Origin of the sequence: Kitasatospora sp. NPDC087314 (genome assembly GCF_044744365.1) — a bacterium.
GTDB lineage: Bacteria > Actinomycetota > Actinomycetes > Streptomycetales > Streptomycetaceae > Kitasatospora.
In genome coordinates, this window is the sequence record NZ_JBIUYE010000008.1 from 72,696 (window position 1) to 96,614 (window position 23,919).

18 protein-coding genes and 1 pseudogene are annotated in these 23,919 nt (G+C 73.8%); 8 read left to right on the forward strand and 11 right to left on the reverse strand.

Going from position 1 to position 23,919, the window contains the following annotated elements; all coding sequences use genetic code 11:
* The first annotated feature begins 326 nt into the window (after window positions 1-326).
* Complete coding sequence (locus tag ACIO5E_RS18850) at window positions 327-1,253, forward strand: M23 family metallopeptidase (protein ID WP_400668926.1); 927 nt, start codon at window positions 327-329, stop codon at window positions 1,251-1,253.
* 10 nt (window positions 1,254-1,263) lie between these two features.
* On the opposite strand, the gene ACIO5E_RS18855 is transcribed toward ACIO5E_RS18850, so the two are convergent.
* Window positions 1,264-1,896 (reverse strand): TetR/AcrR family transcriptional regulator, encoded by a 633-nt coding sequence (locus ACIO5E_RS18855; protein ID WP_400668929.1) that lies wholly within the window; start codon window positions 1,894-1,896, stop codon window positions 1,264-1,266.
* Window positions 1,897-2,115: 219 nt separating this feature from the next.
* On the opposite strand from ACIO5E_RS18855, the gene ACIO5E_RS18860 reads away from it, so the two are divergent.
* A complete protein-coding gene (locus ACIO5E_RS18860; RefSeq protein WP_400668931.1) occupies window positions 2,116-3,720 on the forward strand; it encodes an MDR family MFS transporter in 1,605 nt (534 codons plus the stop codon).
* A gap of 125 nt (window positions 3,721-3,845) precedes the next feature.
* Here ACIO5E_RS18860 and ACIO5E_RS18865 read toward each other — a convergent pair whose 3' ends face one another.
* Complete coding sequence (locus ACIO5E_RS18865; protein ID WP_280675803.1) at window positions 3,846-4,721, reverse strand: A/G-specific adenine glycosylase; 876 nt, start codon at window positions 4,719-4,721, stop codon at window positions 3,846-3,848.
* Between the two features lie 300 nt (window positions 4,722-5,021).
* On the opposite strand from ACIO5E_RS18865, the gene ACIO5E_RS18870 reads away from it, so the two are divergent.
* On the forward strand, window positions 5,022-5,897 hold the full coding sequence (locus ACIO5E_RS18870) for a hypothetical protein (RefSeq protein ID WP_400668934.1): 876 nt from the start codon (window positions 5,022-5,024) through the stop codon (window positions 5,895-5,897).
* A gap of 238 nt (window positions 5,898-6,135) precedes the next feature.
* Window positions 6,136-7,256: pseudogene (locus tag ACIO5E_RS18875) on the forward strand (IS30 family transposase).
* Between the two features lie 75 nt (window positions 7,257-7,331).
* On the opposite strand, the gene disA reads toward ACIO5E_RS18875, so the two are convergent.
* Both disA and radA read right to left on the reverse strand, forming a co-directional pair.
* Complete coding sequence (gene disA, locus ACIO5E_RS18880; protein WP_063351299.1) at window positions 7,332-8,390, reverse strand: DNA integrity scanning diadenylate cyclase DisA; 1,059 nt, start codon at window positions 8,388-8,390, stop codon at window positions 7,332-7,334.
* Window positions 8,391-8,591: 201 nt separating this feature from the next.
* Complete coding sequence (gene radA, locus ACIO5E_RS18885; protein WP_400668937.1) at window positions 8,592-10,091, reverse strand: DNA repair protein RadA; 1,500 nt, start codon at window positions 10,089-10,091, stop codon at window positions 8,592-8,594.
* A gap of 148 nt (window positions 10,092-10,239) precedes the next feature.
* Here radA and ACIO5E_RS18890 point away from each other — a divergent pair, with 148 nt between their 5' ends.
* Entirely contained in the window at window positions 10,240-12,150 is a 1,911-nt protein-coding gene (locus ACIO5E_RS18890) for a sigma-70 family RNA polymerase sigma factor (RefSeq protein WP_400668940.1), read from the forward strand.
* A gap of 31 nt (window positions 12,151-12,181) precedes the next feature.
* On the opposite strand, the gene ACIO5E_RS18895 is transcribed toward ACIO5E_RS18890, so the two are convergent.
* Complete coding sequence (locus ACIO5E_RS18895; RefSeq protein WP_400668943.1) at window positions 12,182-13,516, reverse strand: DUF1254 domain-containing protein; 1,335 nt, start codon at window positions 13,514-13,516, stop codon at window positions 12,182-12,184.
* The gene (locus ACIO5E_RS18900) at window positions 13,513-14,619 is read right to left on the reverse strand and encodes a DUF1254 domain-containing protein (protein ID WP_400668946.1); all 1,107 of its coding nucleotides are present in this window, start codon (window positions 14,617-14,619) and stop codon (window positions 13,513-13,515) included. Before ACIO5E_RS18900 ends, ACIO5E_RS18895 begins: the two co-directional genes overlap by 4 nt.
* 262 nt (window positions 14,620-14,881) lie before the next feature.
* Here ACIO5E_RS18900 and ACIO5E_RS18905 point away from each other — a divergent pair, with 262 nt between their 5' ends.
* Window positions 14,882-15,922 carry an NAD-dependent epimerase/dehydratase family protein gene (locus ACIO5E_RS18905; RefSeq protein WP_400668949.1) on the forward strand — a complete coding sequence of 347 codons (1,041 nt, stop codon included), beginning with the start codon at window positions 14,882-14,884 and terminating at the stop codon, window positions 15,920-15,922.
* A 134-nt stretch (window positions 15,923-16,056) separates the two neighbouring features.
* Here ACIO5E_RS18905 and ACIO5E_RS18910 read toward each other — a convergent pair whose 3' ends face one another.
* On the reverse strand, window positions 16,057-17,106 hold the full coding sequence (locus ACIO5E_RS18910) for a family 2 encapsulin nanocompartment cargo protein polyprenyl transferase (RefSeq protein ID WP_400668952.1): 1,050 nt from the start codon (window positions 17,104-17,106) through the stop codon (window positions 16,057-16,059).
* A gap of 255 nt (window positions 17,107-17,361) precedes the next feature.
* A complete protein-coding gene (locus ACIO5E_RS18915; RefSeq protein ID WP_400668955.1) occupies window positions 17,362-18,783 on the reverse strand; it encodes a family 2B encapsulin nanocompartment shell protein in 1,422 nt (473 codons plus the stop codon).
* 375 nt (window positions 18,784-19,158) lie between these two features.
* Here ACIO5E_RS18915 and ACIO5E_RS18920 point away from each other — a divergent pair, with 375 nt between their 5' ends.
* A complete protein-coding gene (locus ACIO5E_RS18920; RefSeq protein WP_400668958.1) occupies window positions 19,159-20,238 on the forward strand; it encodes an ATP-grasp domain-containing protein in 1,080 nt (359 codons plus the stop codon).
* Between the two features lie 88 nt (window positions 20,239-20,326).
* On the opposite strand, the gene ACIO5E_RS18925 is transcribed toward ACIO5E_RS18920, so the two are convergent.
* The 3 genes from ACIO5E_RS18925 to ACIO5E_RS18935 all read right to left on the reverse strand — a co-directional run bounded on the left by ACIO5E_RS18925 (window position 20,327) and on the right by ACIO5E_RS18935 (window position 22,801).
* Window positions 20,327-20,872 carry a methylated-DNA--[protein]-cysteine S-methyltransferase gene (locus tag ACIO5E_RS18925; RefSeq protein WP_400668961.1) on the reverse strand — a complete coding sequence of 182 codons (546 nt, stop codon included), beginning with the start codon at window positions 20,870-20,872 and terminating at the stop codon, window positions 20,327-20,329.
* A gap of 137 nt (window positions 20,873-21,009) precedes the next feature.
* Window positions 21,010-21,243, reverse strand: coding sequence for a hypothetical protein (locus ACIO5E_RS18930; protein ID WP_400668964.1), 234 nt, complete (start codon window positions 21,241-21,243; stop codon window positions 21,010-21,012).
* A gap of 253 nt (window positions 21,244-21,496) precedes the next feature.
* Window positions 21,497-22,801 carry an MFS transporter gene (locus ACIO5E_RS18935; RefSeq protein WP_400668967.1) on the reverse strand — a complete coding sequence of 435 codons (1,305 nt, stop codon included), beginning with the start codon at window positions 22,799-22,801 and terminating at the stop codon, window positions 21,497-21,499.
* Between the two features lie 203 nt (window positions 22,802-23,004).
* Here ACIO5E_RS18935 and ACIO5E_RS18940 point away from each other — a divergent pair, with 203 nt between their 5' ends.
* Window positions 23,005-23,790 (forward strand): hypothetical protein, encoded by a 786-nt coding sequence (locus tag ACIO5E_RS18940; RefSeq protein ID WP_400668970.1) that lies wholly within the window; start codon window positions 23,005-23,007, stop codon window positions 23,788-23,790.
* Window positions 23,791-23,919 lie beyond the last annotated feature (129 nt).

Here is a 23,919-nt window from a genome sequence, read left to right on the forward strand (position 1 = left end):
GCGGGGCGGACGGCGGAAAGCCGGGCGGCCGGGCCAAACCCCGGTGGGCCGTGGCGCTGGTCACACCGGTCCGGCGAGGTACGACCGGCGGTAGTAGCCGGGCCGCCGGGACGGGCGGCCCTCCCGAACCGGTGGCAGGCGATCGGATTTCATGATCGTTACTCCGTCGGCTTGAATCTCCGGCGCGACGCTGACTACACGCCGTAGTAGGTCACACCGTTTGGGCGTCCGCTCGGTGACGGTTACACCTGAGTGGTCCCCCGCTCAGCACGCGCCCGAACGGGCCCTTCGTGCTGCCCTCGTACGACCGTGAGGTACGGCTACCGATGTCCCCTGTCCCGCCCGCGAGGTCGGCCCTGCACCGACTCGCCGCCCGTACGGCGGCCCGGGCGGCGGCCTGGCAGCCCCGGCTCGGCCATGCCGTCCGCACCCACGCCGCGCCGCTGCGTGTGCTCGCCACGCCCCGGCACCCGCTGCCCGGTGGCCGGCCGCAGGCCGAGCGCGACCGCGCGGTGGTCTCCGCCGGAGCGGCTGCGGCGCTGCTCGCCGGCGCCCTGCTGGTGGCCGCGCCGGGCAGCGCCTCGGCGCAGACCGTCCGGCCCACCACCCCCGGCAGTTCGGCCTTCACCGCGCCGCAGGCCGCCGTGCCCAGCCCGGGGATGGTCCAGGTCGCGGGGCCGAGCCCGTACCGGCTCCCGAACGACGGCGACTCGGCGCAGGAGTTCGTGGCGGTGGCCGCCAACCTGCTGCCGGTCGAGCCGCCGACCGCCGCCGCGCCGCCCGGGGCCCCCGCGCCGGAGCCCGAGGCCGAGCCGGCCCCCGCACCCGCACCCGCGCCGGCGCCCGAGTGGTCGGCCCCGGTGCCGGACGCGCCGACCAGCAATCCGTACGGGGTGCCCAACTCCGAGTACGCGGCCGGGTACCACACCGGGGTGGACTTCGCGGTCGGCCCGGGCACGCCGCTGCTGGCGGTCGGGAACTCGACCGTGGTGTCGGCCGGCTGGGACGGCTCGTACGGCAAGGAGGTGGTGCTGCGGCTGGCGGACGGGCACTACGCGCAGTACGCGCACCTGTCCTCGCTCGGCGTCTCGGAGGGCGACCGGGTGTCGGCGGGCGAGCAGATCGGGCGGTCCGGGAGCACCGGCAACTCGACCGGGCCCCACCTGCACTTCGAGATCCGCACCAGCAACCGCTACGGCGCGGTGGTCAACCCGATCGCGTACCTCGCGGGGCACGGCGTCACCGACTTCTGAGCCCGTCCGCTCAGGAGTGGGCGGGGGCCGGGTGGCTGATCCGGCCGCCGATCTCCAGCGCGACCTCCCGGGCCGCCCCGATCGCCTCCTCCAGGGTGGCCGCCTGCAGCGGCTCGCCCCAGACGCTGTCGCCGTGGCCGCAGCCCGAGGTGTCCTGCTTGAGCAGGAACATCGCCGAGTGGACGGTGAACAGCGCCATCGTGGCGCGCAGCCGCTCCCGGAAGTCCGCCTCCGGCCCGTGCACCAGCTGGATCATCGTGAGCATGCGGTTCCGGAACGCCAGCCCGGCCGGGGAGTCGCGCAGCGCGGGCTGGTTCTCGTGGAAGAAGCGCAGCAGCGGGGCCCGCTCGGCCATCCCGTCCGCGAAGCGGCGGATCAGCTCGTCGCGCATGCCGGGGCTCCAGGACCGCTGCCGGCCCCACTCGATGGTCTCGTCGATCGGCGCGGCCATCCGCTCGACGATGCCCAGGACGATGTCGTCCTTGGTCTTGAAGTGGTAGTAGAGCGCGGCCTTGGTGACACCGAGGCGGTCGGCGATCTCCCGCAGCGAGGTCTGCTCGTAGCCCTGCTCGGAGAAGAGCTCCAGGGACACCTCGATGATGCGAGCCCGCGTGTCGCTGCGGGGGCTGTGCGGAGTGCCCATGGCCTGCCTCATGACTGCGTCGGTGACTGCTGCGGACCCCGGTGGCGTCCGCCCCGGGCCCATTCTCCCTGCCCAGGCAGCCGGGCGGGAAACTGGCTTGACGACCGGCTAGGAAACAACTTACCGTGCCGACGGTCCGCAAACTAGCCGGGCGACAAGTAAGTGAATCATCGCGCGGCTTCCGCCCGTCCGAAACACCCCTCCGGGAGACACCACCTCATGTCAGAGTCAAAGACCACCGGCCCGGTACCGGAGGAGAAGACAGCCGAGGAGGAGCAGCCGCGGTCACCCCGCGAGATCCGCCTCGTCATGGTCGGCCTGGTCGTCACCATGCTGCTGGCCATGCTCGACAACCTGATCGTCGGCACCGCGATGCCGACCATCGTCGGCGACCTCGGCGGCGCCGAGCACCTGTCCTGGGTGGTCACCTCGTACACCCTGGCCACCGCCGCCTCCACCCCGATCTGGGGCAAGCTCGGCGACCTCTACGGCCGCAAGGGCACCTTCCTCACCTCGATCGTGATCTTCCTGGTGGGCTCGGCGCTGTCCGGCCTGTCGCAGAACATGAACGAGCTGATCGGCTTCCGCGCCCTCCAGGGCCTGGGCGCCGGCGGCCTGATGGTCGGCGTCATGTCGATCATGGGCGCGCTGGTCCCGCCGCGCGACCGCGGCAAGTACCAGGGCATGTTCGCCGCGGTCATGGCGCTCGCCACCATCGGTGGCCCGCTGGTCGGCGGCTTCATCACCGACCACCTGAGCTGGCACTGGACCTTCTACATCAACCTGCCGCTCGGCGTGATCGCGCTCGCCGTGGTCGTCGTCACCCTGAAGCTGCCGAAGGTCCACAACAAGGCCCGGATCGACTACCTGGGCGCCATCCTGCTCACCACCGGCATCACCTCGCTCGTCCTGATCACCACCTGGGGCGGCCAGCAGTACGACTGGGGCTCCAAGCAGATCCTGGGCCTCGCCGCGCTCGCCGCCGCGACGCTGATCGCCTTCTGCTACGTCGAGCAGCGGGTGCAGGAGCCGATGCTGCCGCTGAGCCTGTTCAAGAACCTGAACTTCACCCTGGTCGCGGTGATCGGCTTCATCGTCGGCTTCGTGATGTTCGGCGCGACCGTGTTCCTGCCGCTCTACCAGCAGATCGTCCAGGGCGCCTCGGCCACCAACTCCGGCCTGCTGCTGATGCCGATGATGTTCGGCATGCTGGTCGTCTCGCTGGTGGTCGGCCAGGCCGTCACCAAGACCGGCAAGTACCGGATCTTCCCGATCATCGGCACCATCGTGATGACCGTCGGCATGGTGCTGCTCTCCACCATGGGCACCACGACCAGCAGCTTCACCTCCGCCTGCTGGATGGTCGTGCTCGGCGCCGGCATGGGCTTCCTGATTCAGATCACCATGCTGGTCGCGCAGAACAGCGTCGAGCTCAAGGACATGGGCGTGGCCAGCTCGACCGCCACCCTGTTCCGCACCATCGGCGGTTCCTTCGGTGTCGCGCTGTTCGGCGCCCTGTTCAACAACCGGGTCACCGACACCATGAAGGAGCGGCTCGGCGACCACGCGGCGGCGGGCGGCGGCGGCATGAAGGACCCGGGCCAGATGAGCCCGGCCGACCTGCGCAAGCTCCCCGAGAACATCCAGGACGCCTACCACCACGCGGTGTCCAACGGCATGCACACCGTGTTCCTGTGGGGCGCGGGCGTGGCCGTGGTCGCGATCGCCGCGGCGGTGTTCATGCGCGAGGTGCCGCTGCGCGGTGCTGGCGCGGGCAAGGCGGACAAGTCGGCCGAGGCCTCGCTGGAGGCGGCGGCCGTCTGACCCGGCGCTTCCGCTGACGTACGGCGCCCCCGGAAGACCGCTTCCGGGGGCGCCTTCGTCGTACCGTCGCCGGCTATCGGGGCAGTGCGGCCACCGGGGCGGTCCGGCCGCCGGGGCCGGTCCGGCTACTGGGGCAGCCGGTAGACGCCCTGTTCGACGGGCTCCACCAGGCCGTCCGCGACCAGGCCGTCCAGTGCCCGGGCCCGCTGCACCGCGTCCGGCCAGACCGCGTCCAGCCGGGCCTGCGGCACCGGGTCGTGCGCCTCCCGCAGCACCGCGAGCAGCTTGCCGCGCACCTGACGGTCCGTCCCCTCGTAGGACTGGCCGCGCCGGGCCGGGCCCTCGTACGGCGGGCGGCCGGCCCGCTGCCAGGCGCAGTGGGCGAACAGCGGGCAGTCCCCGCACTCCGGACCGCGCGCGGTGCAGACCAGCGCGCCCAGCTCCATCACGCCGACCGCCCAGGTGGCCGCGGTCTCGGCGTCGTCGGGCAGCAGCGCGGTCGCCGTCCGGCGCTCGGCGGCGGTGGTGGCCTGGGCCGGGTACTCGACGCCGGACACCGCGCGGGCGAACACCCGGCGGACGTTGGTGTCCAGCACCACGTGCCGCTGGCGGAAGGCGAAGGAGGCGACGGCGGCGGCCGTGTACTCCCCCACCCCGGGCAGTGACAGCAGGGTGGCGTGGTCGTCCGGCACCTCGCCGCCGTGGTCCGCGGTGATCGCCACCGCGGCGGCGTGCAGCCGCAGCGCACGGCGCGGGTAACCGAGCCGGCCCCACATCCGGACCGCCTCGCCGGGCGCGTCGGCCGCGAGGTCGGCCGGGGTGGGCCAGCGGGTCAGCCATGCCTCCCAGGCGGGCAGCACCCGCTTCACCGGGGTCTGCTGGAGCATGAACTCGCTCACCATGATCGCCCAGGGCGTGGCCTCGGGCGTTCGCCAGGGGAGGTCGCGCTTTCCGGCCTCGTACCAGTCGAGGACGGTCGCGTGCAGCAGCGGCAGGGGCATCGGCGGCCGGACGGCGTCCGGCGCGGCGCCTGCCGGGGAGACGGGGGCGGGGGTGACGGTGATGGCAGCCATGGCCCTTCGATCCTCCCATGCCGATGGACCCGGCCAAATCGGAGGATCATACTCCGGATATTCCGGCGGATCCTCCGGCGGATCGGCCCGCGAACCGGCCGGCGGATCTGCCGGAATCACCGTTTCGGGACTCCCTCGAACGGCGCAAATGGCGGATCATGTGAAGGAAGGGGCGACTGTGCGGTGTTGGTGAGTCATGGAGCACACACAGTCTCGTAGAGTTTGGGCGTGCCCTCTCTGCGTCAACCCGTGGGACCGCTGCCGGCCTCGATCTACTGGCGTCGGCGCGTCGTCGTGCTCGCCGCCGTCGCGGCGGTCGTCGCCCTGATCGCCTGGCTGATGACCGATCAGGGCGGAGGCGGTGACGGCGGCTCACAAGGCAAGGCCGCGCAGGCCGTTCCGCCCCAGTCCCAGCCCCCGACCCCCGCCCAGTCCATCACGCCCGGCGCGTCCCCGAGCGGCCCCGCGGCGCGCCCCGGCGGAGGCAGCGGCGGCACCGGCGGAGGCCCGGTGGCCGGATCCGGCGGCGGCGAGGTCAGCCTCAGCACCGGCGGCACCGGCGGCGCCCCCAACCCGGCTCCCGCCACCGGCGGTGGCACGGGCAACGGCGCGGCGGCCGGCGGTTCGGGCGGCGCGGGTGGTTCCGGCGGTTCCGGCGGCGCCCCGGTGGTGAACACGCCCGAGGTGATGGCGCTTCCGGTCTGCGCCTCCTCCCAGGTCACCCTGGAACTGGCCAGCGCGCAGAACTCGTACCAGCCCAAGGACAAGCCGCGGCTCTCGCTCACCGTGAAGAACGCCTCCGGCGCCAACTGCCGGGTGGACCTGGGCCGGACGGCCTCGGCGATCACCGTGACCGCCAGCAACGGCGACCGGGTCTGGTCCTCCGGCGACTGCCCGGCCGACCGCGGCAGCAGCTGGGTGCAGATCCCGGCCAACAACGGGCTGACCGAGACCTTCACCTGGGACCGCAGCCGCAGCAAGCCGCAGTGCGCCACCGCCGACCCGACGCCCCCCGCGGCGGGCACCTACCTGGTGGTCGCCGACCTCACCGGCCTCTCCGGCGGCCAGGTCTCGGCGCGCTCCTCGATCCGCCTGGAGAGCTGAGCCCTCCTCAACCCGCTTCGAAGCCTCCGACCGCGCTGCGGTCGGGGGCTTCGGCGTCTTCCGGACCCGCCCGGGATGCGCGACGGCCCCCGGGGAGCGTCTTGGGTTCTAGGGATCGTTGCAACACCCCGGTTCAAGGGGTGCGATGGACTTCGAGATCCGCAAGGACCGGACCGGGCGGGGACGACGGAAACTGGTCCGTGAGCGGGAGGAATACTTCCGGCTCATGGACCAGGGTCTGAGCAGTACGGAAGCCTGCCGGATCGTCGGGATCAACTCCCGGACCGGCAAGCGGTGGCGTAACGGCCGCAACCCCACAGGCAGGACCACGGGGGCGCCGCCCGTCCGGCGGGCGGCGCCCCCGTCCGGGCTCCCCGGTACCTGCGCGAGGCCGACCGGATCCACATCGCGGACCGCCTACGGGAGAAGGCCACGATCCGCGCGATCGCCGCCGAGCTCGGCCGCAGCCCGTCCAGCATCAGCCGCGAGATGCGGCGCAACCGGCATCCCGCGAACGGCCAGTACCGGCCGTTCGCGGCCCAGGCCCGAGCCGACGGGCGCCGGCCGCGCCCCGAGCCCGGCAAGATCGGCCAGAACCCCGAGCTGCGGGACTTCATCCAGAACCACCTGGACCGGAAGTGGAGTCCGGAGCAGATCTGCCAGGCTCTGCGGGACACCTTTCCCGAACGGCCGGAGATACACGTGGTCCACGAGACGGTCTACCAGGCCCTCTATGTCCAAGGGCGCGGGGAGCTCCGCCGCGAGCTGGCCGGCGCCCTGCGAACCGGCCGGGCCCGCCGCGTCCCCCACCGGCAGGCGACCGCGCGCCGGCCGCGTTTCATCGACCCGATGGTGATGATCAGCGAGCGCCCTGCCGAGGCCGAGGACCGGGCGGTGCCCGGTCATTGGGAGGGAGACCTGATCACCGGCAAGGACGGCGCCTCGGCGATCGGCACGCTGGTCGAACGCGCGACCCGCTACGTGATGCTCCTGCACCTGCCGAACGGCCGCACCGCCGAGCACGTGCGCGACGCCCTCGTGGCAACCGTGCGGACCCTGCCCGGCCACCTCGAACGGTCCCTTACCTGGGACCAGGGCAGCGAGATGGCCGCGCACGGCTCGTTCACCGTCGCCACCGGCGTCCCGGTCTACTTCTGCGACCCCGCCAGCCCCTGGCAGCGCGGCTCGAACGAGAACACGAACGGCCTGCCGCGGCAGTACTTCCCGAAGGGCACAGACCTGTCCGCCCACAGCTCCGAACACCTCGTCGCCGTAGCCGCCGAACTCAACGGCCGCCCACGCAAAACGCTCGGCTGGGAAACCCCAGCCGAGCGCCTGCATAAACTGCTCGCGGTCTGAACAACCGACCACGTGTTGCAACGACCGCTAGAAACCGCCACCACTCGCCGGGGGCCGTCGCGGTGGCGCGTCGGATCAGACGTAGCGCTCCAGGATGGACGATTCGGCAAGGCGGGACAGGCCCTCGCGGACCGAGCGGGCCCGGGTCTCACCGACGCCCTCGACCGTCTGCAGATCGTCGATGCTGGCGGCGAGCAGCTTCTGCAGGCCCCCGAAGTGCTCGACCAGGCGCTCTATCACCGTGTTGGGCAGGCGCGGGATCTTCGCCAGCAGCCGGTAGCCGCGCGGCGAGACCGCGGAGTCCAGCGACTCCGGGGAGCCCGAGTAGCCGAGCGCCTTGGCGACCGTCTGAAGGTCCAGCAGCTCGGCGTGGGTGAGCGCCTCCAGGTCGGCCAGCACCTCGTTGACCGTCCGGCCCTTCTTGGCGGCCCGCTCCGGGAAGTAGTCCCGGGCGACCAGTTCGCGCTCCGGTTCCACGCCCGCGATCAGCTCGTCCAGCTGGAGCGAGAGCAGTCGGCCGTCGATGCCGAGCTCCAGCACGTAGCCGGCGATCTCGGTGGCGATCAGCCGGACCATCTCCAGCCGCTGGGCCACGGCGGTGACGTCCCGGACCGTCACCAGGTCCTCGATCTCCAGCGCGGACAGCGTGCCGGCCACCTCGTCCAGGCGCAGCTTGTAGCGCTCCAGGGTGGCCAGCGCCTGGTTGGCGCGGGACAGGACGGTGGTCGAGTCCTCCAGCACCCGGCGGGTGCCGTTGACGTACATCGCGATCAGCCGCATCGAGTGCGAGACCGCCACCACCGGGAAACCGGTCTGCCGGTTGACCCGCTCGGCGGTGCGGTGGCGGGTGCCGGTCTCGTCGGTGGGGATGGTCGAGTCCGGCATCAGGTGCACGCCGGCCCGGACGATCTTGGTGATGTCCTTGTCCAGCACCACCGCGCCGTCGAGCTTGCACAGCTCGCGCAGCCGGGTCGCGGTGAACTCGACGTCCAGGACGAAACCGCCGGTGCAGATCGACTCGACGGTCTTGTCGAAACCGAGCACGATCAGGCCGCCGGTGTTGGCCCGGAGCACCCGCTCCAGGCCGTCGCGCAGCCCCGTGCCGGGCGCGATGGCACTGAGGGAGGCCCGCAGCAGGGCCTCCTCACGGGAGGCCTTGTCCGCCCCCCGGTCGCTGGCTGCCACGTGACTCCTCCGGTCGACCCCGTGCCGCGCGCCTCGCGCCGTGCGCCGGTCCGCGGTCTGTTGCTCTGTCGCTCAGTACCGCTCGGTACTGCCTTCTGGCCAATGAGACTGGGGAAAGTCTAACTGCGTGCGGCATCGACAGGGCTTGGGTCAGCGCAGTTCGTCGGAGTCGAGCGGCTCCCAGCCCTCCATCAGCTCCTCCGGGTGCGCGATGACCCGGGCCGCGCGCGGGGCCGGCGGCGCCGACGGTGCCTCAGCACGCGGCTTGGCGGCGGCCCGGCGACGACCCGGGATGGCCCGCAGTGCCTCGCCGATGTCGGCCACCTCGACCACCTTCATGCCCGGCGGCACCTTGCCCGGATCCGGCGGCACGAGGGCGTGGGTGAAGCCCAGCCGGTGCGCCTCGGCGAGCCGCCGCTGCACCCCCGTCACCCGCCGTACCTCGCCCGCCAGGCCGACCTCGCCGATCGCCACCAGGTTGCTGGGCAGCGGGGTGTCCGAGGAGGAGCTGGCCACCGCGAGCGCGACCGCGAGATCGGCGGACGGCTCGCTCAGCTTCACCCCGCCCACCGTCGCGGTGTAGATGTCCTGCTTGCCGAGCTTCACCCCGCCGTGCCGCTCGACCACGGCCAGGATCATCGCGATCCGGGGCGACTCCAGGCCCGAGGTGGTGCGCCGCGGGGACGGGATCTGCGAATCCACCATCAGCGCCTGCACCTCCGCCACCAGCGGCCGCTTGCCCTCCAGGGTGACGGTGAGGCAGGTGCCGGGGACGGGCTTGTCGCGCCTGGTCAGGAAGAGGCCGGACGGATCGGCCAGGCCGACGATGCCCTCGTCGTGCAGTTCGAAGCAGCCGACCTCGTCGGTGGCGCCGTAGCGGTTCTTGACCCCGCGGATGAGCCGCAGCCGGGCGTGCCGGTCCCCCTCGAAGCTGAGCACCACGTCCACCAGGTGCTCCAGCAGGCGCGGGCCGGCGATCTGGCCGTCCTTGGTGACGTGGCCGACCAGCAGCGTCGCCATCCCGCGCTCCTTGGAGGCCCGGATCAGCGCGGCCGCCACCTCGCGGACCTGGGCCGGGCCGCCGGGGGCGCCGTCCAGCTCGGCGGAGGCGATGGTCTGCACCGAGTCCAGGATCAGCAGGCCGGGGTTGACCGCCTCGACGTGCCCGAGCACGGCGCCGAGGTCGGACTCGGCGGCGAGGTAGAGGTGCTCGGAGAGGGCGTTGATCCGGTCGGCGCGCAGCCGGACCTGACCGGCCGACTCCTCGCCGGTGACGTAGAGCGTGCGGTGCCGCTCGCTGGCCGCCTTGGCCGCGACGTCCAGCAGCAGGGTGGACTTGCCGACGCCGGGCTCGCCGGCCAGCAGGACCACCGCGCCGGGGACCAGCCCGCCCCCGAGCACCCGGTCCAGCTCCGGCACGCCCGTCGAACGGGCCGTCGCGACCTGGCCGTCCACCTGGGCGATCGGGCGCGCGGGCGCGCTGACCGGGCCCGCGGCGGTCGTCCGGACCGGCACCGCGCCGTACTCCTCGACGGTGCCCCAGGCGTTGCACTCCGGGCAGCGGCCGACCCACTTGGGCAGTTGGTTGCCGCACTCGGTGCAGCGGTACGCCGGGCGCGGCTTGGCGGTGGTCTTGGAACGGGCAGCCATGCGGCCCACCGTAGCGCCTGGGTCCGACAAGGCCGGACGGGCCGGACGCCGGCGACGTCCACACAGATGGACGATGTTGTTACCCGAAAGAAGTACATACGCGGCGAAGGGCTGGGGTGCGCCGCCCGCCGTCTCTACCGTCGGACGGGTGACAACGCGTACTGAAGGGCCACCGGCCGCCGTGCTCGCGGCGTACGACCGGCAGGTGGACGGCCTGTTCACCTACTGTCTCTCGGTGCTGTGCGAGCACGACGCGGCCGCCGGCGCCCTGCGCGAGGTCCGCGAGCTGGCGCGGCAGCACGGCGCCCGGCTGGCCGAGCCCGGGCTGGTCCGGGCCTGGCTGTTCTCGCTGGCCCGGTACTGCTGCCTGCGGCGGCTCTCGGACGGCGCCGGGCGGGAGACCACGGCGGAGCCGACCGAGGCCGAGACGGCCCGGCGGCGGCGCGAGCTGGCCTCGCTCGCCTGGCCGGAGGCGGCCGGCACCGATCCGGAGCAGCGCGAGGCGCTGGAACTGTCCGTCCGGCACCGGCTGACCCCGCACGAGGTGGCGGCGGTGCTGGGCCTGCCGTTCGAGCGGACCCGGGCGCTGCTCGGCGCCGCCGAGGCGGAGGTCGCCCGGACCAGGGCGGCCCTGCTGGTGCTCGGCGTGGGCAGCTGCCCGGAACTGGACCGGCTCGGCGGGGCCGGAACGGAGTCCTGGCGGGACTGGGTGCTGGGCCCGGCGCTGCGCCGGGAACTGGTGCAGCACGTGGTGGACTGCCCGACCTGCCGGGGGACGGCGGAGCGGGTGGCCGGCGAGGCGGCGGAGGGCTCGGCGGGGGTGTCCGGGCTGCCGCTGCTGGCGGCTCCCGCCCCGGCCGCGGCGTCCTCTGTGGCGTCCGCCGCGGTGCCCTCCGTGGCGTCCTCCGCGGCGGCCTCGGACGCGGGGTCGGTGACATACCCGCCGTCGGCGGTCGGGGCGGTGCGGCGGGCGGGGGCGGTGCCGGCGGCCGAGCCGGGGCTGCGGTTCGACCAGAGCGGCTTCCCCCGGCACCGGGCTCCGGACGCGGGCCGGGCCCTGGCGGTGCGGCGGCGGATGGTGACCACCGGGGTGCTCGCGGCCGTCCTGGCGGCGCCGGTGGTCGCGCTGTGGGCGGGGCACCGGGGCGACGGGTCGGGGGCGACGGCCGCGGTGTCCACGGTGCGGGTGGAGGAGGCCGGACAGCCGGACGGCCGGCGGCCGGCGGCGGGTGCCCCGGCGGGCACGGGGCTGTCGGGGGCGCCGGGGATGCCGGGGATGGAGCTGGCGGGTGCGGGGGCGGTGAGTGCCGAGGAGGCCGGTGCAGAAACGTTGCTTCCCGGTTTTCCTCGACTGGCCATCCTGGGGCCGGTGGTGCCGGTGCCGGCCCGGGGCGCGACCCCGATCAGCAGTCCGACCCTGGTCGCCGCCCCGGCCCCCACGGTCGGGCGGGCCTCCGCGCCCGGGGCCGGCCCGGGCGTCGCCGACCCGGCTCCGGCCGGGCTGCTCACCGTCGAGGCCGCCGAGTACGGCAGCCGGACCGTCCTCACCCTCACCAACTCCGGTACCACCGAGATCCGTTGGCGCGCCGCGACGGACGCCGGCTGGCTGCGGCTCAGCCGCGACTGCGGCACCCTCGCGCCGGGCCAGCGGATCACCGTGATCGTCACCGTGGACGAGGACCTCGCACCCACGACGCACTGGACGGCGCGGATCGCGCTGCCGCCCTCGCAGGCGGTGGTCACCCTGGAGGGCGGCCCGCACAACCGGGGCGGGTCGGCCTCCTCCCCCGCCGACCCGGGCACGTCGGGCGCGTCGCCGACGGCCACGGCGTCGGGCCCGGCGACGGCCACGGCGGGTCCGACGCCGAGTGGTACGCCGCACCCGTCGGGCACGGGCACGGCGACGCCGTCGGGGTCGCCCTCGTCCTCGTCCGCCGGGCCGTCGTCGTCGGCATCACCGTCGCCGTCCTCGTCGGCGTCCGCGCACCCGTCCTCGCCGCCGCCCTCGGGCACCGCCACGGCCGTCCCGACGGGCACCGCGTCCCCGGCGGCGCACTGAGCGGGTGGCGCTGGTGGGCGCCGGGCGGCGGTCAGCTCCGATCGATCGGCGGCACCCGGTAACTGCCGTCCAGCACGGCCGGCTTCGGGTGGTAGAGCCGGATGATCGGCCGGAACTCGCCGACCGGCGTGGGCAGCCAGTTGGCCGCCGCCACCGCGTCCTCGGGCTGCTCGTGCTGGAGCGTCAGCGTGAGCGAGCCGTCCTCGCCGTACACCAGGCCCGGGGTCCGGTCGCCGATCGAGTAGCGCCCGATCGGGTTGTCCACCAGGTAGTAGTCCGGCAGCGCGTACATCGTGACGGACCAGAACGCCTCGACCGGCGGCGGCTGGTCGAACCGCAGCGTGTAGCTGTGCGCGCCGGTGAGCGGACGGCCGTCGGAGTCGTCGTAGGTCGTCGCGTACGAGGCCTCGTACGCGTGGTTGCCCCAGAGGCCGGCCCGGGCGGCGCCGGCCCGGCTGAGGTAGCCGGCGCGGCGGTCGGGGATGCGCCACTCGGGGTCGTCCAGGGTGCCGGGGCCCAGGTGGTCGATGTTGTAGTCGAACAGGTGGAGCGCCGAGCGCCACTCGCCGGGCGGGTGCTCCTCGGGCGGGCGGGTGGCGTCCTCGACCCGTTCGCGGCCGGCGGCCAGGCCCTTGGCCAGCGTGAGGGTCCAGTCGGCGGCGGTCGCGCGGTACGGCGAGATGCCCTCGTCGAGCAGGCCGAGCGGGGCGAAGCGCTGCTGGTACTCGACGTCCGGGCCGGCCGGCGGGAAGGCCTGCATCCAGACCCGTAGCCGTTCGAAGAAGGCCAGCCGCTCGGGCACCTCGGGGTCGGGCTCGGGCAGTCCGGCGACCAGCCCGCCGGGCTCCAGCGGCTCCAGGGTGAGGCGCTTCTGGAGGGTTTTGACCCGGGGGAGGTCGTCCGGGCCGTTGCAGGCGAAGCGGCCGACGATGGTGGCCACCCTGGACGGCGCCTCGATCACCCGGGTCGGGTCGGGCGGGGTGCCGTGCCAGCCGGGCGGGACGATCAGCCAGGTCTGCTCACCGGTGCCGGTGGCGCGGCTGCCGATGTAGGCGACGTTGTCCGTCCAGGCGCCGACGACCTGCAGCACGTAGTAGGCCCCGGCGGTGTCCGGGACCCGCAGCACCTGCGGGCCCTCGGAGAGGTCGAGCTGGGCGATCGAGTAGATGGTGTCGTTGTTGACCGAGACGAAGTGGTCCTTGGGCCCGGCCAACCGGGTGGCGTGGCTGAAGTGGTTGAACGACGCCGCCGGCAGGGTGCCCAGGCCGCCCCGGGCGAAGCGCTCGACCATGGTGAGGCCGGCGACGAGCGGGTAGCCGTAGACGTAGGCGTCGGCGGCCAGGGCCTCCAGCTCGGGCTGGTTCATCGGGGTGTCCTTCGTCCGGTCGTCGCGGGCTCCGTGTGGTCCGCGCTGCCTGTGGTACCCCCGCTGTCCGGGCCGTTCGTGCCGTCCGCCGCCGAACCGCCGTACCGGGACTCCTCGGTGGGCAGCGCGTAGAGGCCCAGCCGCGCGCCCAGGGCCTGGCTGAGGAAGTCCGCGCCGATCTGCTCACGGGTGCCCCAGAACCCGGCCGGGGCGCCCGGTCCGGCGGCAGCCCGCTCCAGCCGCGCGCGGCCGTCGGCGATGCCGCGCTCGATCTCGGCGCGGACCTCGATCGGCAGCGTGGCGGGCTCGAACTCGCCGCGCCCGTCGATGCCGAGGTCGGTGAGGCGGCCGCGCAGGTCGATCTCGGCGGGCGGCAGCTCGACGGCCCCGCGGAGCGGGAAGAAGCCGAACAGGAAGTCGAGGAAGCCGAGGAACTCGACGGTGTCCAGCACCTCGGCTCGCCAGACCGGCCAGACCGGCTCCGGTGCGGGGTCGGGCGCCGGGGTGCCGGCGTACTCGTGCAGCGGGCGCAGCCGGTACTGCTGCTGGGCGGTCTTCAGGTCGGCGACGTCCGCCGGGCTGCGGTCGGCGAGGCAGGTGCGGCCGAGGATGCCGACCAGTCGGGTGGCGGTGCGGATCACGCCCCGGACGCCGGGCGGGGCCTCGCCGCGCCAGTCCGGGCCTGCCACCAGGTGGTCGCCGGCCTCCCGGCCGGTGGTCCGGGTGCCGACGAACCCGGCGTACACGGTGTCGAGTTCGTGCAGCGGGAGGACGTAGGGGCGGTCCATGGCCGGGACGGACAGCACCCACGGCTCGGTGCGCAGGTCGAGCCAGGCCCGGGAGTACGCGGTGTCGCTCTCGGCGGTGGCCATGCCGGGGGTGGGGGTGCCGGGGGTGGGGGTGGGGGTGCCGGCGGCGGCCGGGCTGGGCGGCGGCGGGTGGTGGCGGAAGACGCCGAAGCCGCCGACGTACCCCGGGTCCGCGTCGTCCAGCGCCTGTGCGTACAGGGTGCGGTAGTTCTGCAGGATCGGGTAGCCGCGGATCCAGGCCTCGGCGGTGGTCGCGCGGATGGTGGCCGGGTCCACGAGTGCCGGGTTGGCCATGCTCGTCGCTCTCCCCAGTGCACGGAAGGCCGGCGGCGCCGGAGCGCACCGGAATCCAGGACATACCAGTACATAGGGGATGCTATGCGGGGTGGGGCTGGTCAGCATGTCGGGTGGTCCACCGTCCGGGAGCCGGGGTCGGGCCGGCCGGTGCGCGGGGCGTCGGCCAGGACGCCGGGCGCTGCCGCCGGTACCCGGGCGCCCGCTCTGCTCAGCGCGAATCCGGGCATGCGACCGGGGCGACCGGGAGAGGGTGACCGGTATGAAGATCCTTCTGCTCGGCGGCTCGTCCTTCCTCGGACGGGCCTACGCCTCCGAGGCGCTCGCCCGAGGCCACGAGGTGACCACCTTCAACCGCGGCCGCAGCGCCGACGACCTGGCCGGCGTCGAGGCCGTCCGGGGCGACCGCGACTGCGCCGACGACCTCGCCCGGCTGGTCGACGGCCGCACCTGGGACGCCGTCGTCGACACCTCCGCCCAACAGCCCGCCCAGGCCGCGATCTCCGCCCGGCTGCTGCGCGAACGCGCCCACCACTACACCCTCGTCTCCTCCGTGCACGCCTTCACCGACTGGCCCGCCCGGACCGTCACCGAGGACTCGCCGCTGCACCCCTGCCCCGCCGACACCCCGCCCGACCAGCCGCTCGGCAGCCACCTCAAGGCCGGCTGCGAGCGCGCGGTGCTGGAGGGTTTCGGCGCCGAGCGGTCGCTGGTCCTCAACAGCGGGCTGCTCATCGGACCGTACGAGAACGGCGGCCGGCTGCCCTGGTGGCTGGAGCGGATGGCCCGCGGCGGGAAGGTGCTGGCCCCGGGCGACCCGGAGCGGACCATGCAGGTGATCGACGTCCGGGACTTCGCCGCCTTCGGGCTCGACCTGCTGACCGCCCGGACGGCGGGCCGCTACATCACCACGGCGTTGCCCGGACGGCTCACCTTCGGGGAGTGGCTGGAGACCTGCCGGGAGATCGCCGGCGCCGCGGACACCCGGCTGGCCTGGGTCGAGGACGCGCCGCTGCTCGCCGACGGGCCGGACAAGGTCGACCCGTGGACCGAACTCCCGCTCTGGGCACCGGACCTGCCCGAGATGGCGGGCGTCTGGCTCGCCGACACCACCCGGGCCGAGGCGGCCGGGCTGCGCTGCCGCCCGTTCGCCGAGACCGCGCGGGACACCTGGGAGTGGCTGCGCACCCGCGGCCCGGCCGAGGACACCGACGCCGAGGGGAGGAAGGGACGCAAGGAGGCCCAGGTGCGGCAGGGCATCGAACCGACCAAGGAGCAGCGACTGTTGGCCGCGTTCGGCTGAGGGCCGGTGGCGGGCACGGGTGAGGCCCGACCGCAGGTGCGGGGCGGGCGCCTGGGGAGTGGCCGCAGATGCGGGGCGGACGCCTGAGGAGTGGGAAGTCGGGCCGGCCGACTTCCCACTCCCGACGAATCCGGTCAGTGGGTGCGGCGGGTCACCAGCTCGGCGAGCGCCAGCAGTTCGTCGGCCGCGGACGGCTCCGGAACGGCCGTGGCCAGCTGCGCCATCGCCGCGGCCATCCGCTCGCAGGACTCGCCCTGTGCCCAGCCGCGCCCACCGGCACCCTCGACGGCCGCCGCGCAGTGCACCAACTCCTCCGGGCTGAGCGGGCGTTCGAGGGCGTACAGCGCGGCGAGCCGGTCCCCCTCCGGGGTGCCGGAGCCCAGCGCCGCGACCACCGGCAGCGACTTCTTCCGGGCGACCAGGTCCGCACCCACCGGCTTACCGGTCACCGCCGGATCACCCCAGATCCCGATCAGGTCGTCGATCAGCTGGAACGCCAGCCCGATCTCCCGGCCGAAGCCGTCCATCGCCTGCGCGGCCTCCTCCGACCCGCCCCCGTACATGGCGCCCATCGCGCAGGCGGCACCGAGCAGGGCGCCGGTCTTCGCCTCCGCCATCGCCAGGCACTCGGCGAGCGAGACGTCGCTGCGCTGCTCGAAGGCGCAGTCGATCTGCTGGCCCTCGCACAGCTCGACCACGCAGTCGGTGAGCCGGCGCACGGAGCTCCGGGCGGCCGGGTGGGCGTCCTCGGCGAGCAGGCGCAGCGCCAGCGAGTGCATGGCGTCCCCGGCCAGGATGGCCTCGGTGGTGCCGAACACCCGCCAGGCGGTGGGCCGGTGGCGGCGCGTCTCGTCCCGGTCGATGACGTCGTCGTGGAGCAGGGTGAAGTTGTGCACCAGCTCGACGGCGGCGGCCGCGGCGGTGGCCGTGGCGGGCGTACCGCCGAGCGCCTGGGTGGCGGCGAGGACCATGGCCGGCCGGATCGCCTTGCCGGAGGGCGCCTCGGCGGGCGAGCCGTCCGCCTCCCACCAGCCGAAGTGGTAGCCGGCGACCTTGCGCATCGCGCCCGGCAGCGAGTCGACGGCGGCCCGCAGGACCGGGTCGACCAGAGTGCGGGCCCGGGCGAGGACGTCCGCCGCCTCGTGCCCCTCTTTGTGATCCCGCTCCAGCGTGGGACTCGTCATGGGTCTTCTCCCCCTGTCGGCCTGCCGTGAGGCGGCCTGGTGTGAGGTGCCGGCCGTGGGATGGCCGGCCCGGCTTCCGGACGTGCCGCGGCACGCCGCCCGGCCGGGGTGTGGGCTCCCCGGCCGGGCGGCGCGGCTTCGATTCCGACCGGCCCGGTCGGTCCTGGTGACTGTCGGGTTCCGGTGACTTTCCGGTTTTCTGGTGCTGCGTGGCTGCTCGGCTGTCGGGCTCCGGTGCTGCGCGACCGTCCGGCCCTAGCGCTGCGCGACGTCCACGTTCTCCAGGACACCGACCGCGTCCGGCACCAGAATCGCGGCGGAGTAGTAGGCGCTGACCAGGTAGGAAATGATGGCCTTGTCGTCGATTCCCATGAACCGCACCGAAAGGCCCGGCTGGTATTCGTCCGGAATTCCGGTCTGGTGCAGGCCGACGACGCCCTGGTTGTCCTCGCCGACGCGCATCGCGATGATCGAGGTGGTACTCCCGCCGATGACCGGGATCTTGTTGCACGGGAAGACCGGCACCCCGCGCCAGGCAGTGACGTGCCTGCCCTCGACCTCGACCGTGCCCGGGACGAGGCCGCGCTTGCTGCACTCCCGGCCGAAGGCGGCGATGGCCTTGGGGTGGGCGAGGAACATCTTGGTGCTGCGGCGGCGGCTGAGCAGCTCGTCCATGTCGTCCGGGGTGGGCGGGCCGGAGTGGGTCTGGATCCGCTGGTCGTACGCGGCGTTCTCCAGCAGGCCGAACTCGGGGTTGTTGACGAGCTCGTGCTCCTGACGCTCGCGCAGCGCCTCGATGGTCAGCCGGAGCTGGTGCTCGGTCTGGTTCATCGGCTGGCTGTAGAGGTCGGCGACGCGGGAGTGCACCTTGAGGATGGTCTGCGCGACGCTCAGCTCGTACTCGCGGGGCTTGAGCTCGTAGTCCACGAAGGCGCCGGGCAGCTCGTACTCGCCCTGGTGGCCGGCGGAGAGGTCGATCGCGGCCTCGCCGTGCTTGTTCTGCGCCTGCTGGAAGCCGTTCAGGTACTCGATGACCTGGAGCTGCAGTGCCTCGGAGCGGTCGTGGAGCTCCTGGAAGGCGGGCCAGGAGAGCGCCATCACGGTGCCGGAGGTGGCGGCCCGGACGGTGTACGGCCAGGCACCGTCCTCCTGCTGGAGGGCCTCGTCGCCGAGGTGGTCGCCGTCGGCGAGGGTGCCGACCACCGTCTCCTCGCCGTACTTGCCGGTGCCGATCCGGTCGAGCTTGCCGTGCGCGATGACGAAGACCTCGTCGATCGCCGTCCCGGCCGAGACCAGCACATCGCCGGCGGAGAACTCCCGCTGCACGAAGCGCCCGGCCAGCTCCTCCAGGACGGCCTCGTCCTGGAAGCCGCGCAGCACCGGCACCTCGGCGAGCGTCGGCGGGACGATCCGCACCTCGGCACCGGTCTTGACGAAGCTCACCCGACCTCGGCCGACCGAGTAGCGCAGGCGGCGGTTGACCCGGTAGGTACCGCCGGAAACCTGCACCCAGGGCAGCATCCTGAGCAGCCAGCGCGGGCTGATGCCCTGCATCTGCGGCGCGGACTTGGTGGTCGTGGCGAGGTTGCGCGCACCCGCCGTGCTCAGACTCTGCTGCTGCCGGATATCGGGCTGCCCGCCCTGGGCGGGAACACCGGCATTGGTTTCGGTCGACATAAGGGGAGCCCTTCGCATGCCCGATGAAGTGTCGCCTTGCACATTCATGTTGCAGCTTCATGGTGGGCCCATTCGGCGGTATGCCGCAATCACTCATTCGAGTGGTCGGAATAACCGATCAAATAGCACGACTGGATCACCCGATCGATATTTGTTCGAATGATTAATCGAACTTATCGGAGCGTCGCCTCCCATCCTCCCCCATCGACGCCCCCTCCGAGGCCGTCTCCGGACACCCTCGCGCGCGACGCCCCTCCCACTCGGGCCCGAGGAACCGGCCGCTAAGGTGCCACCCCACAGGGCCGCCAGGCCAGTTGACGAGCACGGCCGGACCGGATCCTGACCTTCCGTCACTCCATGCCCGGGGAGGCAGTCTTGACAGCTCCCGCACGCGTCTGGTTCAACCGCACCTACGCCGAGAACATCTTCTTCATCGAACAACTCCGCACCGCCCCGCGCCCGGTGACGGTCCACGCGACCCACGCCGACCCCGACTCCCCGGTGCTCGCCGCCGCCGACCACGGCACCCTGGAACCCGCCGACCTGCCCGCCGACGCCTACGTCGGCTACGCGCTCGACTACTGCGCCCGGCACTCCATAACCGTCTTCCTGCCGCAGCTCCACCAACTCGCCATCGCCCTCGCCAGGCCCGAGTTCGAGGCGATCGGCACCACCCTGCTCTGTCCCCCCGCCACCGCGATCGCCACGTACGCCAGCAAGGCCGACGGCTACCGCGCGATCGCCGCTGCCGGGCTGCCCACCCCGCCCTGGTGGCGGGTCCGCACCGCGGACGAACTGCTCGACGCCGTCGACCGGATCGAGGCCGCCGGGCACACCGCCTGCCTCAAGCCCACCACCGGCGCGGGCGGAGCGGGCTTCCGGGTGCTCACCCGGGAGCCGTACGGGCCACAGCGGCTGAGCGACTGGGACCACCGGGTCCAGGTCGAGCAGGTGGCCGCCGCCCTGTCCGCCCGACCGGGTCCGGGGGAGGACGGGATCGACCCGCTCGACCTGCTGGTGATGCCCTACCTGGACGGGCCGGAGGTCTCGGTGGACTGCCTCGCCGACCGGGACGGCCGCCCGCTCACCGTGGTCGGCCGCACCAAGGAGGGCCGGCGCCGGGGCTTCACCACCGACGCGCGGTACCTGGAGCCGGTCCGGCGGCTGGTCCGGGCGGGCGGGATGGCGTACCTGTCCAACGTCCAGTTCCGCGAACTGGCCGGGCGGCCGGTGGTGATCGACGTCAACACCCGGCCCGCCGCCGGGCTGCACCAACTGCGGCTGTGCGGCCTCAACCTGCCCTGGGAGGCGGTACGGCTGGCGCTCGGTGAACGGCCGGAGCCCACGGGGGTGGAGCCGGACGTGCACGGCGTCGAGTACACGCTGGTCTCGGGCATCCAGCCGGTGCGGCCGCGCCGGGCGCCGAGCGTGGTCTCCCTGGTGCGGCAGCGGTAGCCGGGGGCGCTACGGCCGGTCTCGGGTGGCAGCGATGGCCGGGGACGCTACGGCCGGTCTCGGGCGGCAGCGCCCGCCCGGGCTGCCGCTACAGCGGGCCGTTCCAGTCGAGGGTCGGCTCCAGCACCCCCTCCAGGGTGAGCAGCCAGCGCTTCACGTCGATCCCCACCCGGCCGCCGCCGAAGCCGCCGATCCCGTCCGCCGCCACCACCCGGTGGCAGGGCACCAGCAGGGCAACGGGGTTGGCGGCCATCATCTGGCCGACCGTCCGCGCCGCCAGGCCGGGCTCGGCCACGTCCTCGAACACCCCGCTACGGGCGGCCAGTTCGCCGTAGGTGATGGTCCGGCCGTACGGCACCTCCTGCCAGAGCGTGCGCAGCACGGTGCGGTGCGGCCCGGAGCTCAGGCTCCAGTCGATCGGCAGGCCCAACTCGTGGCTGCGGCCCGCCAGATAGGCGCCGATCCGCTCCCGGACGGCGGCGATCTTCGACGCGTCGGTGCACGGCGGCAGCTCTCCGTCCCGGCCGCCGTACCCGGCCGCCGCCACGCCCAGCGGCGTCACGGCGATGTGCATCGGGCCGCTGGGCAGCGGTGTCTCCACGGTCAGCCAGGACATCGACCAGGACTGCGGCACGCTCGGGCCCCCACCCTCCGCCGGGCCGGCCGCCGACCACCCCGGCGCCCGCAGGGCGTTCGCGACCCGTCCGCCCCGCGCGCCATCGTACGGCGGGCGGGGCGGCGCCTCGTCGGCCTCGCCCGGCACCGGGACCGTCAGAGCCGCCCCTTCAGCTCGGTCGCGAGCGCCCGGGACCAGTGCGACAGCTCGGCGCGGTCCGGCGCCCGGCCCTCGCACAGCAGGGTGAGCTGCGCGTCGTTGATCCGGTTCGGCCCCGGGATCTCCAGCAGGTACGCCAGCTCCGCCAGTACGGTGGCGAGGCGCTCGGCGTCCGTGTGGTCCAGGGTGACCGCGGACTCGTGGTGGCTGATGGTGAGCGAACCGGGCATGGCAACCTCCTCCGTCCACCCCCGCACCCTCCACGGTACGACCGGCCCGGCCGCCGTGCCCGCCACAGGGCTGTGGGGGTGCGGCGGCCGGGCCGGGCCACGCTCCGGGGCCGGCCGGGGACGGTGCGCGGTGGGCCGCACCGGGGGCCGGGGGTGCGCCCCGGAGCCGTTCGGGGCGGGTCGGGGGCGGGCCTCGCCGCGGACGTCCCCCTCCCTGGGGCGCTCGCCCTTCCTGCGGCGCCCGCCCGTCCAGTCAACGCTCCCGCCCGCCGTGATGTTCGCCCTCCCGGCCACCGTCCCCCTCCCAGCGGCGGTTCCGCACCGCCGGGACCGCCAACACCGCAGCGCAGGAGGCGAGTTGCCAGACCGCGCCGAGCAGCAGAACCTTCTCCACCCCGATCCGACCGGCCACCGGACCGGCCGCCGCCAGCCCGAGCGGCCCCAGGACGAACGCGCCCAGCGCCCCGAAGGAGTTGACCCGGCCGAGCACCTCCGGCGGTACCCAGTGCTGCATCGTCGTGCTGAACAGCGTCCCGCAGACCGCCGAACCGCCGCCCGCCACCAGCGCGCCGGCAACCACCCACGGCAGCGGCGCACCGGCCGCCAGCGCGCCGGAGGGCAGCGCCCACCCCAGCGCGGCCACGGTGGCCACCGCGAGCGGTCGGCCGGGCCGGCGCCCGAGCATCAACAGCCCGCCCAGCACCGCACCGACGCCGTACACACCCATCACCAAGCCCCAGGCGCGAGCGCCGCCGAGCTCCTGCCGCGCGGTGAGCGGGCCGAGGACCAGGAAGGGCGCCCAGACCAGCAGGTTGAACAGCCCCATGTGCGCCGTGGTGATCCAGAACCACGGCCGGGAGGCGAACTCCGACCAGCCCGCCCGCAGGTCGGCGAGCATCGACTCCGCACCGCCGTCCGCGTTCGCCGCCCGCGCGGGCAGCCTGAGCCTGGCCAGGGCGAACGCGCCGACGCCGTACGTCACCGCGTCGACCAGCAGCACCGCCGCCGGGCCCTGAGCCGCCGTCACCAGACCGGCCACCGTGGGACCGGCCACCGTGGTCACCGAACGGGACAGCCCCAGCAGCGAGTTCGCATCCGCCAGGAGCTCCTTCCTGCCCACCAGGTCGGGCACGATCGCCCCGAGGGCCGGCAGGAACAGCCCTTCGCCGAGCCCCCACACGGCCACCAGCACGACCATCGCCCAGAGCGGCGCCCGCCCGGCCACCAGCAGCGCGGCGAACACCGCCTGGACGAGCCCGCGCACGACGTCCGAGCCCAGCATCACCCGGCGGCTGCCGAACCGGTCCGCGATCACCCCGCCGGCCAGCAGCACCAGCACCACCGGCAGGATCCGGGCCGCCATCACCCACCCCAGATCGGTCCCGCTGCCACCGCCGTCGAGCACCGCGAAGGCCACCGCCACCGGCGCCATCGAGGAGCCGAGGAGGGAGGTCGAGTAGCCGACGAAGAACCATGTGAAGTCGCGCTCGCCCAGCACGGCGAGCCGGTCTCCCAGCCGCCTCCGGCGGGCCGGGATCCGTTCGGTGTCCACTGCCATGGGCGGCAAGTCTGCCTCCGGCCAGGAGTGGCGTTCAAGGGCTTCCGGGGAAAAGTTGAGCCTTTTGGCCTCAATATTTCCAATCGCGCCGAATGCCGCAGTAAACACCTCCATCCATAGCCATTCACCTGCTATTTACTGCACCTGGCGAGTATTCTCTGGGTGGCCGATCCCAGCTGGTTTACTGCGGAATGAGTCCCGACATGGCAGAGCTTCCCCCGGTCGAGTACGCCGTCGCCGTCGAGCGCTACCTGGCCGCCTCCGGGCTCGCCGAGGGCTCCCGTCGGATCTATCGGATCGCCCTGAACACCTGGGCCTGGGCCCTCGCCGACCGCCCCGCCCCCACCGGCCCCGAACGGCGGCGCGCCCGGCCGCCCGTCCTCCCCCTCGCCCTGCTCGACCACCCGGACGCCGCCCACCGCCTGCGCGCCGCCGCCGACCGCCGCAGCGCCGACACCGACCCGCGCACGCTCAACCGCGAACTCTCCACCCTGCGCGCCGCCGTGGCCTGGTGGCGGGTCCAACACTGGCTCGCCGGCGACCCGACCACCGACCTGCACCCCCGCCCACGGCCCGAACCGGCCACCGCCCCCCTGACCCCCGACGACCTCCGCACCCTCTTCGCCCTCCGCGCACCCCTGCGCGAACAGGCGCTCTGGCACCTGCTCCACGAGTCCGGCGCCGCCATCGAAACCGTCCTCGCGCTGAACACCGACGACCTCGACCTGCCCCGCCGCCGCACCCTCCCCCGGCCCGGCCGCACCACCGTCCACTGGCAGGCCGGCACCGCCCGCCTACTCCCCCTGCTCACCGCCGGCCGCACCACCGGCCCGCTCTTCCTCACCGACCGCCGCGCTCCCGCCGGCACCCCCACCACCGACCGTTGCCCCCACACCGGCCGCGCCCGCCTCTCCTACCGCCGCGCCGCCGAACTCTTCACCACCCACACCCCCGGCTGGACCCTGCGCCAGCTCCGCCCACCCCACTGACCCCCACCGGCCCGGCCCGCCCCACAGCTCCTCGTCGCGAAGCCGCGATGGACGACTTCTCCAACCCTCCCCATGCACCATGCGGATCAGATGCAGAAATTCGGTATCCGATTTACATGTAGTACTACT